The organism is Frankia sp. Cppng1_Ct_nod, assembly GCF_920656135.1.
GTDB lineage: Bacteria > Actinomycetota > Actinomycetes > Frankiales > Frankiaceae > Protofrankia > Protofrankia meridionalis.
In genome coordinates this window covers 95,131-109,221 of the sequence record NZ_CAKKTK010000002.1, presented here as the reverse complement: position 1 = coordinate 109,221, position 14,091 = coordinate 95,131, and the positions used below count along the sequence as shown (strand labels likewise).

At 67.0% G+C, this 14,091-nt stretch carries 10 protein-coding genes, 1 other RNA gene and 1 pseudogene; 5 read left to right on the top strand and 7 right to left on the bottom strand.

What is annotated here, in order from left to right; all coding sequences use genetic code 11:
- Nucleotides 1–483 precede the first annotated feature (483 nt).
- The gene (locus tag NBW77_RS01290; RefSeq protein WP_131745760.1) at nt 484–918 is read left to right on the top strand and encodes a CBS domain-containing protein; all 435 of its coding nucleotides are present in this window, start codon (nt 484–486) and stop codon (nt 916–918) included.
- A 97-nt stretch (nt 919–1,015) separates the two neighbouring features.
- Here NBW77_RS01290 and NBW77_RS01285 read toward each other — a convergent pair whose 3' ends face one another.
- Nucleotides 1,016–2,002 (bottom strand): hypothetical protein, encoded by a 987-nt coding sequence (locus NBW77_RS01285; protein ID WP_242605646.1) that lies wholly within the window; start codon nt 2,000–2,002, stop codon nt 1,016–1,018.
- Nucleotides 2,003–2,140: 138 nt separating this feature from the next.
- On the bottom strand, nt 2,141–3,124 hold the full coding sequence (gene dapF, locus NBW77_RS01280; protein ID WP_131745759.1) for a diaminopimelate epimerase: 984 nt from the start codon (nt 3,122–3,124) through the stop codon (nt 2,141–2,143).
- A 154-nt stretch (nt 3,125–3,278) separates the two neighbouring features.
- On the opposite strand from dapF, the gene NBW77_RS01275 reads away from it, so the two are divergent.
- A complete protein-coding gene (locus NBW77_RS01275; RefSeq protein ID WP_131745758.1) occupies nt 3,279–4,694 on the top strand; it encodes an FAD-binding oxidoreductase in 1,416 nt (471 codons plus the stop codon).
- A 72-nt stretch (nt 4,695–4,766) separates the two neighbouring features.
- On the opposite strand, the gene NBW77_RS01270 is transcribed toward NBW77_RS01275, so the two are convergent.
- A complete protein-coding gene (locus tag NBW77_RS01270) occupies nt 4,767–5,399 on the bottom strand; it encodes an FMN-dependent NADH-azoreductase (RefSeq protein WP_131745757.1) in 633 nt (210 codons plus the stop codon).
- A gap of 147 nt (nt 5,400–5,546) precedes the next feature.
- On the opposite strand from NBW77_RS01270, the gene NBW77_RS21985 reads away from it, so the two are divergent.
- The 3 genes from NBW77_RS21985 to NBW77_RS01255 all read left to right on the top strand — a co-directional run bounded on the left by NBW77_RS21985 (nt 5,547) and on the right by NBW77_RS01255 (nt 10,977).
- On the top strand, nt 5,547–6,071 hold the full coding sequence (locus NBW77_RS21985) for a MarR family winged helix-turn-helix transcriptional regulator (protein ID WP_131745756.1): 525 nt from the start codon (nt 5,547–5,549) through the stop codon (nt 6,069–6,071).
- 92 nt (nt 6,072–6,163) lie between these two features.
- Entirely contained in the window at nt 6,164–6,811 is a 648-nt protein-coding gene (locus NBW77_RS01260; protein WP_131745755.1) for a cysteine hydrolase family protein, read from the top strand.
- Nucleotides 6,812–7,041: 230 nt separating this feature from the next.
- The gene (locus NBW77_RS01255; protein WP_250279161.1) at nt 7,042–10,977 is read left to right on the top strand and encodes a SpoIIE family protein phosphatase; all 3,936 of its coding nucleotides are present in this window, start codon (nt 7,042–7,044) and stop codon (nt 10,975–10,977) included.
- A gap of 337 nt (nt 10,978–11,314) precedes the next feature.
- Here the strand turns inward: NBW77_RS01255 and NBW77_RS22210 are convergent.
- The 4 genes and pseudogenes from NBW77_RS22210 to NBW77_RS01230 form a co-directional block, all read right to left on the bottom strand.
- Nucleotides 11,315–11,632, bottom strand: a pseudogene (locus tag NBW77_RS22210) (HepT-like ribonuclease domain-containing protein).
- A gap of 19 nt (nt 11,633–11,651) precedes the next feature.
- Complete coding sequence (locus NBW77_RS01240; RefSeq protein WP_131745768.1) at nt 11,652–11,954, bottom strand: nucleotidyltransferase family protein; 303 nt, start codon at nt 11,952–11,954, stop codon at nt 11,652–11,654.
- Between the two features lie 365 nt (nt 11,955–12,319).
- Nucleotides 12,320–12,693: a transfer-messenger RNA gene (ssrA, locus tag NBW77_RS01235) on the bottom strand.
- Nucleotides 12,694–12,807: 114 nt separating this feature from the next.
- Complete coding sequence (locus tag NBW77_RS01230) at nt 12,808–14,076, bottom strand: THUMP-like domain-containing protein (RefSeq protein WP_502799413.1); 1,269 nt, start codon at nt 14,074–14,076, stop codon at nt 12,808–12,810.
- Nucleotides 14,077–14,091 lie beyond the last annotated feature (15 nt).

Here is a 14,091-nt window from a genome sequence, read left to right as displayed (position 1 = left end):
GCGGGCTGGCGGCGGAGGGGGTCGCCAGCCCGCCGGTCCACCACGTTCCCCGCAGGACGATATGCAGCCAGCCCCACAGCCATATCCTTGTGATCTATGTCATAGCGCTCGAGTGATATTCACCCAAGCTGTGACCAGCATCATTACAACACCCTTATCCGTCGTGATCCAGATCGTGATCCCGATGCCGCCCACGCGAGCCGCGCCCCGGCCAGGGCAGTTCATCAGACCTATCCATGTACGCGCCTTTCGCGGTGCGATGTCGGGTACTTCTTACGCCCTGTCGGGACGCATCCGCCGTTGCCACGATAGTCACCCGTGGATCGCCCGCACGGCTTGACCGGGTCGTACCCGTGAAAGCGTCAGCGCACAGCATGTGCCCGCGGATGCTGGGTACCAACAGGACCCGTAGGGCTTCGGGCGGCACCGGACGCATCAAGGTCACGCCGTCCCCGGCCGGAAGAGTGCAGAGAGGGGATCCGCATGACCACCGCACACGAGATCATGCACCGAGACGCCGAATGCATCGGTGAGACCGAGACTCTTGTGGATGCCGCCCGCAGGATGCGGGACCTCGGCGTAGGGGCGTTGCCGATCTGCGGCGAGGACAACAGACTCCAGGGGATCATTACCGACCGCGACATCGTGATCAGATGTCTTGCCGAGAGCAAGGACCCCACGACGACGCGGGCCAGAGACCTTGCGCAGGGCAAGCCGTTCTACATCGATGCGGGCGCCGACCTCGACGAGGTGATGCGCCAAATGATGGAGCACAAGATCAAGCGACTGCCCGTGATCAAAGATAGTCGACTGGTTGGAATGATCAGTGAGGCCGACCTGGCGAGGAATCTGCCCGAGGACAAGCTGGGTCAGCTTGTAGAGGCCATCAAGTCCGGGCCGGCCGACCGCACCACCTGACGGGTATCGCCTGAGGCCGTGACGCGGGAACGATGTGAACCGCCGCCGCTCGGACGACTGCCCGGACAGCCGTTGGTTCACATCGTCCGCCGACCGGTCAGGATGCGGGGAACGAGCCGGGGTCAACCCTGCTGGTGGACGCGTTCCCGGCGGCACTCTTGTACAGGGTGAGAGTGAAGGTCGTGTACTGGGTCTCGGTGCGGTAGTAGTTCGTCCGATACGGAAGCGACTGATCGAACTTGCTGAAGGTGCAGTCGCGGGTGAACCGACCGCCGGCCGCGTCCCAGTCGGTACCGGTGGTGAAGAAGGCGTCAAGGGTTCCGTCGGGAATCGCGTCGACGGTCACCGTGGCACCGGCACGCACGTAGACGTTCCGGATCAGGCTGCCGTCCCGGGTCAGTTTGACCACAGCGTCGGTAGATGATCCGTTGATGGTCAGCTCGCCCATTCCGCCGCGCTTTCCCGGCCCGAGGCTGCCGTTGGCCGGCTGGCGGTTCAGGTCCGGTGAGCCGGCCGGCAGGAACGTCCCCACCTTGTACGACTGCGCCGGGTCAGCGGTCCCGATCTCCGTCGCGGCCTGACGCAGCGCCTGCGCGCCGCTGCCGCTCGCCGCCCGCGGGATTCCCGCGCCACCTGTGCACAATGCATTACGACGCGCGTCACCAGCCAGCCCCTGGAGATCGCTGGCCAGCTTCCACAGTGCGGCAAGAAGATCGATATGGGCGGAAGCGACGTTCACCGGGGGCCGGATCTGGGTAAGCGCCGAACGCCGGGTGCTGATCGTCGTCGCGGCTTCGGTGAACGCCTTGGCCAGATCGGCCGGCGTCCCGCTGAGGAATATCGACGAAAACTGCGGGGTGAGGGCCGCGTCCACCGCCGAAAGCGCCGCCTGGTATTCGACCGGCGCGATCGGCGTGGGCGTCGGGCTCGGGACAGGCGTCATCGAGGATGGCCGGCCGGCCTGGGCTGTCGGCCGCGCGTGCCCCTGCCCCGACCCACCTTTGCCGCAGGCGGCGACAGTCACGCTGACCAGCACCAGGAGCAGCGTCCCGGATAACACGATGGGTCGACCGCGCAGGATCATGCCCGACACTCCATTGAGTCGAAACGACCGATGACCCTCAGTGTAGGGTTGGAGACTCACCATACAGGCCGATTTCGCCTGTTGGATGCAGATCGGCCCCCTGTAGGTAGAAACCGTCACCAGGACGACGGAGACCACCTACACCAACATTTTTTTAATGGTTTGCAGGTTGCTCTCGTGAAACAGTTCGTAAGCCGCGAGCTCGTCGGTCTGCATCTCAAGGTCCAGGTCCCCCCGACCGGCCTGCTCAAGCTGCGTCACGTCCACAACGGTTCGATAGACAAAGGTCGCGTTACCTTCGAGCCGCGGAACCAGGGAACCGTCCGGGCCGGGCACCAGAAGGCAGATCGAACTCCCACCCGGATTGCGGACCAGGACCGCCTCACCGTCCGGGGCATGACCGAGCCTCGAGTACACCGTACGTGCCGCGACCACTCCGGATCCACAGGACGGGGTCAGCCCTGCCCCACGCTCGAAGGTGCGGACGAAGACTTCCCGTGGCGAGGACAGCTGTTTGACGAACGACACGTTCGCGCCGACCGGGAGGACGTCGGGCAGCCGGGCTGCCGCCTGCCCGACAGCGACCAGCTCGTCCTCGGCATAGTCATCGACGATCGCGACAAGATGAGAGTTCGGAACGGCCACACCGGTGAAGCGGAAGCGTTGGTCCAGGCCCGGGATAACCGCGTCCACGTGCTCGGCGGCCGGGCTCACAATGGGGACGTCGGCCGCACGGAATGTTACCGGAGGCAACTCGACGGCCACTGTCCAGACACCGGGAGCCACATCCTCGATCCGTTCGACCCGAAACAGACCGCCGCCTGTCGAAACATTCAGTGAATCGACTCCCCGACGCTCGAGAACGAGTCGTCCGACGCACCGCAGACCATTTCCGCACAATTTGGCAGATGATCCGTCAGGGTTGAAGAAGAACGCTTCGGGCACTGCTTTCGAGTCGTCCACGAAATAAAGACCGTCCCCGCCCAGGGAACCTTTCCGGTCGCAGAGGAGACGAACAAAACCGGCGACTTCGGTTACGTCCGTAAAATACCGGTCGGGCCGGCCGTCAACAATGAATATGTCATTGCGTGAGCCGTGAGCCAGTAGCAGCTCGAACTTCATGTACGCCCTCCCGGTTTCAACAATCCAGCTTATTGTAGTCCGGCAGCTCGAGGCGTCGGCTGTTGCGGCGGGTGGATGTCCCCGACGAGACGGACGGGGAACGTGACCGACCGCGCACGGTCCGCCCGGGTTCTATCGTCGGTGGGTGACGCGAATGCGGGCCAACGAGGACACCCTGGTCAGGGAGCTGGATGCGGCGCTACCCGACGGCGCGGTGATGACGGACCCGGATCTTCTCGTTTCCTATCGCCATGACCAGGCGACCGGGGCGAATGCCGGGCAGCCGGCCGTCGCAGTCTTCCCCCGCACCACAGAGCAGGTCCAGGCGGTCATGCGGGCCGCCCACTCACGACACGTACCGGTGGTTCCGCGTGGCGCGGGCTCCGGGCTTTCCGGCGGAGCCAACGCATCCGACGGATGCATCGTCTTGTGCCTGGAACGGATGGACGCCGTCCACGAGATCCGCCCCGCCGACGGATACGCCGTCGCCGAACCGGGCGTGATCAACCAGCGGTTGCGTGACGACGCCCGCGCCCACGGGCTGCTGTATGCACCGGACCCCGCGTCCCGGGACTGGTGCACGGTAGGCGGCAACATCGCCACGAACGCCGGCGGCCTGTGCTGCGTGAAGTACGGCAGCACCCGCGACGCCGTTCTCGGCCTCGAGATCGTCCTGGCCGACGGGCGCGTCACCCGGGTCGGGCGGCGCACCATCAAGGGAGTCGCAGGCTATGACCTGATCGGATTGTTCGTCGGTAGCGAGGGCACCCTCGGCGTCGTCACCGAGGCCCGGCTGCGGCTGCGTCCGCTACCGCCGCCGCCGACCACCGCCGTCGCGCTGTTCGGTGACCTGGTGAGCGCCGGTCGGGCCGTCGAGAAGATCATGGTCGTGGCCACACCGTCCCTGCTGGAACTCATGGACGCAACAACCCTGGCCGCGGTCGAACACTTCCAGCCGATGGGTCTGGACACCTCCGCCGCCGCACTGCTCATCGCGCAGAGCGACCTGCCAGGACGGGCCGGTGAGGTCGAAGCCGACAGCATCCTCGCCGCATGCGACGCGGCGGGTGCCACGGAAAGTTACCGCTCTGAGGATGCTGAACAGGCCGACATGCTCCTCGGCGCCCGCCGGCTCGCCTTCCCTGCGCTGGAGCGCCTCGGCGCGTGGCTGCTCGACGACATCGCGGTGCCGCGCTCACGCATCGCCGAGACGATCCTCGGCATCGAACGCATCGCCGCCGAACGGGACGTCATCATCGGCACTTTCGGCCACGCCGGCGACGGGAACCTGCACCCGACGATCGTCTATCCCCATGACGACCCGGACGCGGCGCGGCGTGCGCTTGCCGCATTCGACGACCTGCTCCACCTGGCGCTGAAAGCCGGCGGAACCGTCACCGGCGAACACGGCGTCGGTGTGCTCAAGCGACGCATCCTCGCCGAGGAACTGGACCCGGTCGCGCAATCGCTGCACGACGCCGTCAAACACGCCCTCGACCCGGCCGAGATCCTCAACCCGGGCAAGGCCCTACCACTGCGGAAACCTCCGGCGACGCACAAAAACCCATGATCGCGCCGCCTTCGGCCCTACCACTGCGGTTGCGGCGGCAGGGCCGAAGAGTCTCGGCCGGAACGGAACCGCTCAGGCCGCGGCGCGGGCCAGTGCAGCCTTCTCGGCCGTTTCCCGGGACTGCTCGGCCAGCGGAACAAGGTCGGCCATGGCCGGGTTGACCGCTGCCATCGTCAGCTCGACGTGGATGAAGCTGATGTCGGTGGCGCCGAGCGCCCCGAACACGTGCCGGAGGTAGGGCTCCTGGTGATCGTTGCCCTCCTGCGGAGTGCCGGGGCCGTATGCCCCGCCACGGGCGGTGATGACCGTGACCGGCTTGCCGGTGAGCGCGCCGGGGCCGCCCGTCAGATCGACCGTCCGACCGACGACGATGACGGCGTCGATCCACGCCTTGAGGGTTGACGTGATCGACCAGTTGTACATGGGGACGGACACGACGAGGCTGTCGGCCGCCTCGAGCTCGGCGATGAGCTCCTCCCGTGCGGACCAGGCCGCGGCCTGGTCCGCTGACTGCGCCTCCGCCGGGGTTTGCGAGGCAGCCACGGCGTCCCAGTTGATATGCGCGGGCGGGTTGGCTGCCAGGTCCCGGTGCAAGACGGTGCCGCCGGGGTGGCTCTCCGTCCAGGCCGCGGCGAACTGGCCGGCAACGCCCCGGGAGGACGAGGCGGGGCTGACGCTTGAGTCGAGGTGCAGGAGGGTGGACATTCGATCTCCTTGTGCGGTCAACGGACCTGTGGTCAGCGGAAAGACTGCTAACGGATGCGCCGCGAGACTGTACCTAGCCACGATCATCTGTAGGTACACGCATCGTACGAGAAGACTATCTCAGATAGCAGGTAGTAGGATTACGAGGTGGAACCTTCAGATGCGGAGACCGTTGCGCTGCCGGAGGAGCTCCACGAGGACCTGGGCTGGCTGCTGAGTCAGGTCCTGCATGGCTTCCTACAGGCGACACAGGCCGCGGTCGGGGATCTTCCCGGTGGCCTGCGCGGGCTACAGGTGCTGTCGGCCGCCGCCAGCGGATGCTCCCGTAACCAGCTTGAGGTCGCCCGCCGCCTCGGCATCGACCGATCGGTCATGGTGCGCCTCGTCGACGACCTCGAACGCAGCCAGCTGGTCAAACGGTGTCCCGACCCGGCCGACCGACGCGCCCGCATCATCCGGCCGACCGACACGGGCCTGGGTTGGCTCCGGGAGATGACCGCCCGCCTACGCCTGGCCGAGCAGCACGTCCTGGCACCGCTGACCGCCGACGAACAGACCGTTTTCACGGACGCGCTGCGGCGGGTGGTCGTCGGCGTCCTTGCCTCCGGCCTGCCTCCCGCATCTGGACCATGCGACGGTACCCCTGGGATGGCGGAGACGGCCGGAGCCTGACCGGACAGTCGGGGCTGGCGGGGGCCCGTATCACAGGTACGAGTCTAGTGTGAGATGGGGCACAGCATCCACCATCTGCCGCGGGAGACTCGATGATCCTGAATCCGGACGAAACCGCTCTTGTCCTCATTGAATTCCAGAACGACTTCACCACGGACGGCGGCGCGTTGCACGGCGCGGTCTCGGACGTGATGGAGCGGTCCGGCATGCTCGCCAACGCGATCACGGCCGTCGACCAGGCCCGGCAGGCGGGTGCCACGATCATCCATGCTCCGATCTCGTTCACCAAGGGTTACGGGGAGCTCGGCGCGAACCCGTACGGCATCCTTGCCGGCGTCGTGGCGAGCAACGCCTTCGTCAAGGGATCGTGGGGCGCGGAGATCGTCGCGGATCTCGCACCGGCCGCGGGCGACATAGTCGTGGAAGGCAAGCGCGGGCTGGATGCCTTCATGAGCACGAACCTGGACTTCATCCTCCGCGCCAAGGGAATCCGGAATGTAGCGCTCAGCGGTTTTCTCACCAATTGTTGCGTGGAGTCCACGATGCGAACCGCCTACGAGAAGGGCTTCAACGTTTTCACCCTCACCGACTGCGTCGCGGCAACATCCCAGGAGGAGCACGACAACGCCATCGCGAAGGACTACCCGATGTTCTCGCACCCCGTCGTGTCCAAGGAGTTCGTCGCGACGATTGGTGGCGAAGCCAAGCTGACCGACTCGAGCCGTGGCTACACAACCTGACCTACATCACTTGGCCGACGCCCGCCGGGCCGGTCAATCTGCGGGTTTCCGGCGTGATTGGGTGGGTACTCCAAGAGTCCGTATGGTCCCAGAGGGTTATTAGCGACAGAGAGTTTTTGGTGACAGAGAGTCATTAGCGACAGAGAAGATCCTCGTAACAGGGATGGTCCTCACAACAGAGCAATGGACACCAGCCGGTAGGGCCGTGGGTGAGACGTCAGGAGTTCGTGGTGCCGTCAGATCGGAGGTCAACCGACGGACCCGTTGCCGACCGCGACGATAACAACCCGGCAACGGGACAGCCACGCACCATCTTCGATGATCAGGATCTCAACGCCGCCCAGACCGGCAGCCGGGGAGGACGGTACGGATTCGCGCATCCGGTCGCCGCCATCCCGACCGAGCTGGCGCAGGTGTTCGACGCCGGAGGTGCCGTCGGGGTCCTGATGCGGGGGCTGGACTGGTCGGCGACGCCCATCGGTTCCCCACGGGACTGGCCGCAAAGCCTGCGGACGGCAGTCGGCATCTGTCTGACCTCCCAATTCCCCATCGTGATCTTCTGGGGACCGCAGCTCGTGAAAATCTACAACGACGCCTACGCGCTGATGCTCGGCAACAAGCACCCGGAGGCGATGGGCCGACCGGCCGAAGAAGTCTGGGCGGAGATCTGGGACGCCGTCGGACCGATGCTGTCATCGGTCCTGGCCGGGGAAGGAGGCAGCTACCACGAGGACGAGATGCTCCCCATGAACCGGCGCGGCTATCCCGAGGAGTGTTATTTCACCTTTTCCAATGGCCCGATCAGCGAGGAGTCCGGACGGGTTGGCGGAGTGTTCAGCGCGTGCACGGAGACGACCGCACAGGTGGTGGGCGCACGCCGGCTGCGAACACTACGCTCGCTCGCTTCCGGCATGGGCGAGGCGCGGACCGGGCGTGAGGTGTTGGAACGGGCGGCATCGGCTTTCGGTGAAGCCCGTGCCGATGTTCCATTCGCGCTGCTCTACCTGGCAGATGAGCTGAAAGGTGATTTACCGGACGATGCCGTCGACCTGGATGAGCCCGGTCACGACGTCGGACTACGACTCGTGGCGGGCCTAGGCCCGGACGATATCGACGCCACGCGGGCCGGCTTCGCCGTCCAGGCCTGGGCAGCGCTCCACCGGCGGGGACCAGTCCTGGTCGAAGGGCTGACGGTGCCGGCCGGACGTGTCCTGGTCAGGCGCGCGTTGGTTCATCCGCTCAGGGCGGTGGGCGCGCGCGGAGTGCTGGTGGCAGGGGTGAGTCCCAGGCTGCCGCTGGATGACGACTACCAGAGCTTTTTCTCCCTCGCCGCCGACCAGATCACCAGCTCGATGTCGGGCGCGGTTGCGTATGCGACCGAACGCGACCGGGCAACGGCACTGGCCGAGCTCATCACGGCGAAGACGACCTTCTTCGCCAACATCAGCCACGAGTTCCGTACACCGCTGACCCTGATGCTGAATCCCACGCTGGACGCACTCACCGATGACAGGTTCCCGCTCGCGCAGGTCCAGCGCGAACGCGTCGAACTGGTCCGCCGGAGCGCGCTGCGCCTGCTTCGGCTGGTGAACAACCTGCTGGACTTCGCCCGGCTGGAGGCCGGCCGGATGGAGGCCAGGTACGAGCCCGTCGACCTCGCCGGCTGCACCGTGGAGCTTGCGAGCATGTTCCGGGCGGCGGCCGAGAAAGCCGGGCTGACCCTGTTGGTGGACTGCCCGCCACTACCCGAGCCGGTATGGGTCGACCATGACCAGTGGGAAAAGATCGTCCTGAACCTGTTGTCCAACGCTGTCAAGTTCACCCTGCGCGGAAGCATCACCATCCGGGTGAAGGCGACGGACGAACAACCAACCGGTAGGGCTGAGCTGTCGGTCACCGACACCGGTGTCGGCATCGACGCCGCGGAGCAGGACCGCCTGTTCGAACGGTTCCATCGTGTCCGGAACGCAGGTGGCCGATCGCACGAGGGCGCGGGTATCGGTCTCGCGCTCGTCGCCGAGCTGACCGCGCTGCACGGCGGCACCGTGACAGTCGCGAGCACCCCGGAAACGGGCAGCACATTCACGGTGCGGCTACCGTTCGGTACCGCGCACCTTCCCGCCGACCAGGTTGTCCAGGCTCGCGCATCCACCACCACATACGCGCCCGTTGGATCTGCCGAGGAATTCCTTGCCGAGTCGATGCGCTGGTCCGGCCAGCCCGTTCGCCCTGCCGAGGGGCGCCCGCGCCCGGATGGCGATGATGACCGGGCACGGGTGCTGATCGTGGAGGACAATACCGACATGCGCGACTATCTGGTCGCACTACTGACGGACGACCATGACGTGACAGTGGCCACCGACGGGGCTGCGGCGCTCCGAATGATCCGGGATGCTCCGCCGGACCTGGTGCTCACCGACATGATGATGCCGGGGCTGGACGGCTTCGCCCTGCTCGCCGCGGTCCGCGCGGATCCCGCGACCACTCACATCCCGATGATCTCACTGTCGGCGCGCGCCGGGCAGGATGCCGCGGTCGCCGGATTGGAAGCCGGCGCCGACGACTACCTGACCAAACCGTTCTCCGTCGCCGAGTTACGCGCGCGGGTACGGGCAAACCTGGAGCTGGAACGGGCCCGCCGGCATGGCGCGCACTACCTGCACATCCTCGACGACTTCCCACTGCTGATCTGGCGGTCCGGCACCGACGGCGGGTGCGACTACTTCAACAACACGTGGCTCGCGTTCACCGGGCGCACGCTCCAGCAGGAGTTCGGGTACGGCTGGACGGAAGGCGTGCACCCGGAGGATTTCGACAGTTGCGTTGCCGTCTACCGCGACGCCTTCGACGCCCGCAAGCCGTTCGAGATGGAATACCGGCTGCGTCACGCCGACGGCAGGTACCGGCGGATACTCGACATCGGCCGACCCATCTTCAACCTGGGGGGCCACTTCACCGGATACATCGGTTCGTGCCTCGACCTCACCGAACGGCTACAGGCCGAGCAGGCCCTGCGGGCCGCTGCCGTCGTCGAGCAGGCAGCCGCCCGCGAACACCGGATCGCAGCCGAACTTCAGAGAAGTCTGCTTCCCACCACGACCTTCGCCCCTGACACCCTGCGGACCGCGGTGTACTACCGCGCCGGGGGGCATGAGATCGATGTCGGCGGGGACTGGTATGACGTGATCGAGCTTGGCGCCGGCCGCGCCGCCCTCGTCATCGGTGACGTGATGGGCCGGGGGGTGCGCGCCGCAGCCGTCATGGGGCAGCTCCGGGCCGCGGTGCGCGCCTACGCCCGCCTTGACCTGCCTCCGGCGGACGTCCTCGAACTGCTCGACGGGGTTGTCCGTGATCTCACCGAGGACGCGATCGTGACCTGCGTGTACGCGGTATATGATCCCCTCGACCGGTCCCTGACGTTCTCGAGCGCAGGCCATCTGCCCCCGCTGCTCACCGACCCGGCAGGCGGCGTCCACCAGCTCACCGAAGGCAGCGGACCGCCGCTGGGAACCGACCTTCCGGAGTTCGCGACGCAGCGCGTCACGATGCCGCCCGGTGCTCTGCTCACCCTCTACACCGACGGGCTCGTGGAGCAGCGCGGCCGCGACATCGACGCCGGCATTGACCAACTCGGCCAGCACCTGGCCGAAAGTCGAGATACCCCGTTGGCCGCACTACCCGATCTGCTCGTCGACCGGATGGTGCCCGCCGACCAGGACGACGACATCGCGTTGCTGCTGGTCCAGGTCTCACCGTCGGCGCCGTCGGATGCCGTGCAGCCCATACTGCGAATGGAGATCCCAGACAGCCACCAGGCCGTGCACGATGCCCGCACCGCCGTCACCTCCGCACTGCGTGCCTGGCGGATCCCGACCGACCGTGCCTCCGACATCGTTCTTGTTGTCAGCGAACTCGTCACCAACGCCGTCCTGTACGGGGGTCCGTCCATGGACCTGAGGCTGCGACGCACCGGTGACCAGCTCGTACTGGACGTCCGGGACGGCGCGATCGTCCTGCCACGGCGGCTGCGCGCGGCCATGGATGACGAGCACGGTCGCGGCGTGTATCTCGTCTCGCTGATCGCCGACCGGTGGGGAGCCCGCACCACCGAGCGCGGCAAGTCCGTCTGGTGCACCTTCACCGTCGACCGGTCCGAAAACATGTGAAGCCGACCCTCAGGCCAGCCAACCCTCAAGTCAGCGAGCACCATGGACCGAGACCAAAGATCGGGGTCCGGGGGAGCGAATTGTCCCTATACACTACTGAATGTGAACGGCCTCCGTCGACATCCGGGCGCGGCACGTGTCGAGGTCCGCACGGTCGCGCTCGGCCTCAGCGCCTCGGGCGCCATCTCGGAGCTCGAGGCGCGACCTCCGCTCGGTTTGCACGGTCCGGATCAGGCCCAGACCGCGGCGGGTAGATCGGTGACGGTTTCTTCGGCGGTGCTCACCGCGTGACGGGTCACGATCACGAGTCGGATGTCGGAGGCGACGGGGCGTTGGTTTAGGTGCTCTCGCCTATAGCGAGAAGAACACGACGGAGGTCGGCTACGAATCCGGACAGCTGCTCCCTGGCGGTCGTGTGCAATATTTCCACGTCCACTGACCAGTAACCGTGGACGATCCGGTTGCGCAATCACACGGGCTGCTTCCATGTGACGTCAGGAAAGCGAGTCGTGACTGCGTCGGAAAGCTGACTTGCGGCTTCGCCGAGCACCGTGAAATTCCAGAGCAACGCGTCACGGCGCTGACGGTCTGTCTCCAGATCGCTGGGGGTGACACCGTCTGTCAATTCCTGCGCCTGCTCGGCCGCCTCGATCATCTCGGTGAGCAGGAGAATGTCACGCCGCATACACAGGCCGTGCTTCAGCCAGCACCGACGACCGCAGCAGTGGGTGCAACGCCCGTACCGACACCAGATCAACGTGCCATCCGAACAGGTCGGTGAGATCATCTGCGAGCTGTTCGATCTCCCAGCCCAGTCGTCGCCCGGGGCGGAGGGTGTAAAGGACGTCAATATCGCTGTCGGATCGCGCGGTGCCGCGCGCTCGTGACCCGAACAGCTTGAGCTCCGCGATCCCGTACCTGTCGCAGACCGCGGCGAGGCGAGCCTCATCGATCTCCACACCCAGAAAAGCGGTCACCACTCAAGGCTATCCGGAGCCGACCTTCGGGGCAGGTACCCGCGCGCGGTGTAGGCCTGCCGAGCGTCCTCGTGTAGCTGTACCGGACCAGGGCTGCGACCGACCGTTGTCGAACGAAAGCTTTTGATAATCACATGGGTAGCGAGGGTCGGAAGCCGACCGCCAGGTCGGCGAGCACCATCGGCCAGCTCGGGGGGTCCGGGGGGGTCGTCCCCCCGGGAAACATAGCGGCCGACGGCGAAGCCGACCGCCAGGTCGGCGAGCACCATCGGCCAGCTCGGGGGGTCCGGGGGGGTCGTCCCCCCGGGAAACATAGCGGCCGACGGCGAAGCCGACCGCCAGGTCGGCGAGCACCATCGGCCAGCTCGTGGAGGTGGCGGGAATCGAACCCGCGTCCTCCGGCCCCGCAACAGGGCTTCTCCGGGCGCATCCTGCTACTTGTTTCTCAGCCCCACCTGTCACACAGGCATGCTGGTGTGGGCTCAGTCACTGTGAGATGTCCCATCTGACCCCGTGACCGGGTCAGAGAGTGATCCTCCTAGCGACGCCAGGCCCTGGGCCGGAGGAACTCCCAGGCTGACGGCTACTCAGTACCGCTCAGGCCGCGAGGGCGAAAGCGGGGGTAGCAGACTGCGACTTGTTGGCAGTTATTTCTTTGAGCGGATCGTTTACGAGATAACCGCTCATCCTCGGCCCGCTTCCCCTATCCCGACGTCCGGAGTCGAAACCGGTCACCCCCGTGCTCTGTCAGTTCACGTTGTGTCGTCGTGCATCCTGCCGGTCTTCATCCTATACGGCCTTGCCGTAGACCGGCATCCCGGGCGGCGTCGGCGTCCCTCGGGACAGCACGCTGTCAGGGCAACGACACGCCCGTGGGGTCGGTGCACACCAGCGCCCACGGACGCTCGGCGTGGCGGGTCATGACAACCGTCACCGCCGGCCCTCCCGGGACCAGATCGCGACCGCGTGGCAGTAGCCGCCGGCGGATCACCTCGACGTCACCGGCGAGACCCCGACGTCGGACGTCCACCGCTCCGACGCCGGCTGTCCGCAGCAGCCTGGCCAACGACCGGACGTCGAACGGGAGGCTGTGCTCGACCCGGAGCACCCGGGCAAACGGCGTGGGACGCGACCCGTCACAGGTCAGGAAGGCTATCCGCGGGTCGATCTGCCGGGCGTCGAGACCGCGTCCCAGCTCGCCGACGAGCCCGGCACGGGTGACGGCCGGCGACGGGTCGTAGAGATAACCGGCCGGCTCGCCGACAGGCAGCGGACCCAGGTCGGGATCACCCGTCAGCGTGGCCACCGTGCCCGGCAGCCCGCCGAGCAGCACGCTCGCTCGCCGACGCACCGTCGCGAGAGCCGGGGAGAACAGCACCGCCTCCTTCAGGTCGCGGCGGTCCGCGACGAACTCGACCTCCCAGCCGGGCGGGACGAGATGGAGCGGCAACCCGGGGGCCGCCTTGACCACGACCGCGGCGACCGTGTCGGTCAGTCCGAAGCACCAGGCCAGCGGCGGGGTGCACGCTCCCGCGGCAAGCCGGCCCGCGCCGGTCCGCCGGGCGGGGTCGACGAACACCCCGTGCACCCCGCCGAGATCGACGTTCTGGACATCGTCGCACCGGCCATCCACATCGCCGGCGTTGCGATCCGCCGCCCCGTGAACGCCCGCGTTGTGAACGCCCGCGTTGTGGCAGGCCATCCGCAGATGGGTCGGGTCCCGGTCCACGGCAAGCACGTCATGCGTGGCGGTGAGCGCAAGCAGGTCACCGCCGATGCCGGTGCACAGGTCCGCGAGCCGTCCGAGGCTCTGGAAGCGGGTTGCGCGGTGGCGGGCCGCAGCCTCGGACGACGCCTGTTCCAGACCGTCCCGGGTGAAGAACATCTCGGCCGCACGGGAGAACTTCGCCGCGGCCCGCGCCCGCAGTTCAGCCTGGGTGAACGCGGCAGCGACCAGCTCCGGCGGATGCCCGGCGGCCCGTAGCCGGGCTCCGAGCGCGAGTTCGGCGCCCGATGCCAGCGCGCCGGTGGCGGCCTCCAGTAGATCCTGGCCGGCCGGCATGGTCAACGCCTCGACCACCGGCCACGACAGTGGCGGCTGCGGCGACAGCGGCGACAGCACGGCGGTCAACACCGA

Excerpts from the sequence above, each read along its gene's own strand:
- NBW77_RS01260 (WP_131745755.1), top strand. The coding sequence starts at position 6,164 with ATGATCCTGAATCCGGACGAAACCGCTCTTGTCCTCATTGAATTCCAG.
- NBW77_RS01285 (WP_242605646.1), bottom strand. The coding sequence starts at position 2,002 with ATGATCCTGCGCGGTCGACCCATCGTGTTATCCGGGACGCTGCTCCTG.
- NBW77_RS01270 (WP_131745757.1), bottom strand. The coding sequence starts at position 5,399 with ATGTCCACCCTCCTGCACCTCGACTCAAGCGTCAGCCCCGCCTCGTCC.
- NBW77_RS01290 (WP_131745760.1), top strand. The coding sequence starts at position 484 with ATGACCACCGCACACGAGATCATGCACCGAGACGCCGAATGCATCGGT.
- NBW77_RS01275 (WP_131745758.1), top strand. The coding sequence starts at position 3,279 with ATGCGGGCCAACGAGGACACCCTGGTCAGGGAGCTGGATGCGGCGCTA.
- dapF (WP_131745759.1), bottom strand. The coding sequence starts at position 3,124 with ATGAAGTTCGAGCTGCTACTGGCTCACGGCTCACGCAATGACATATTC.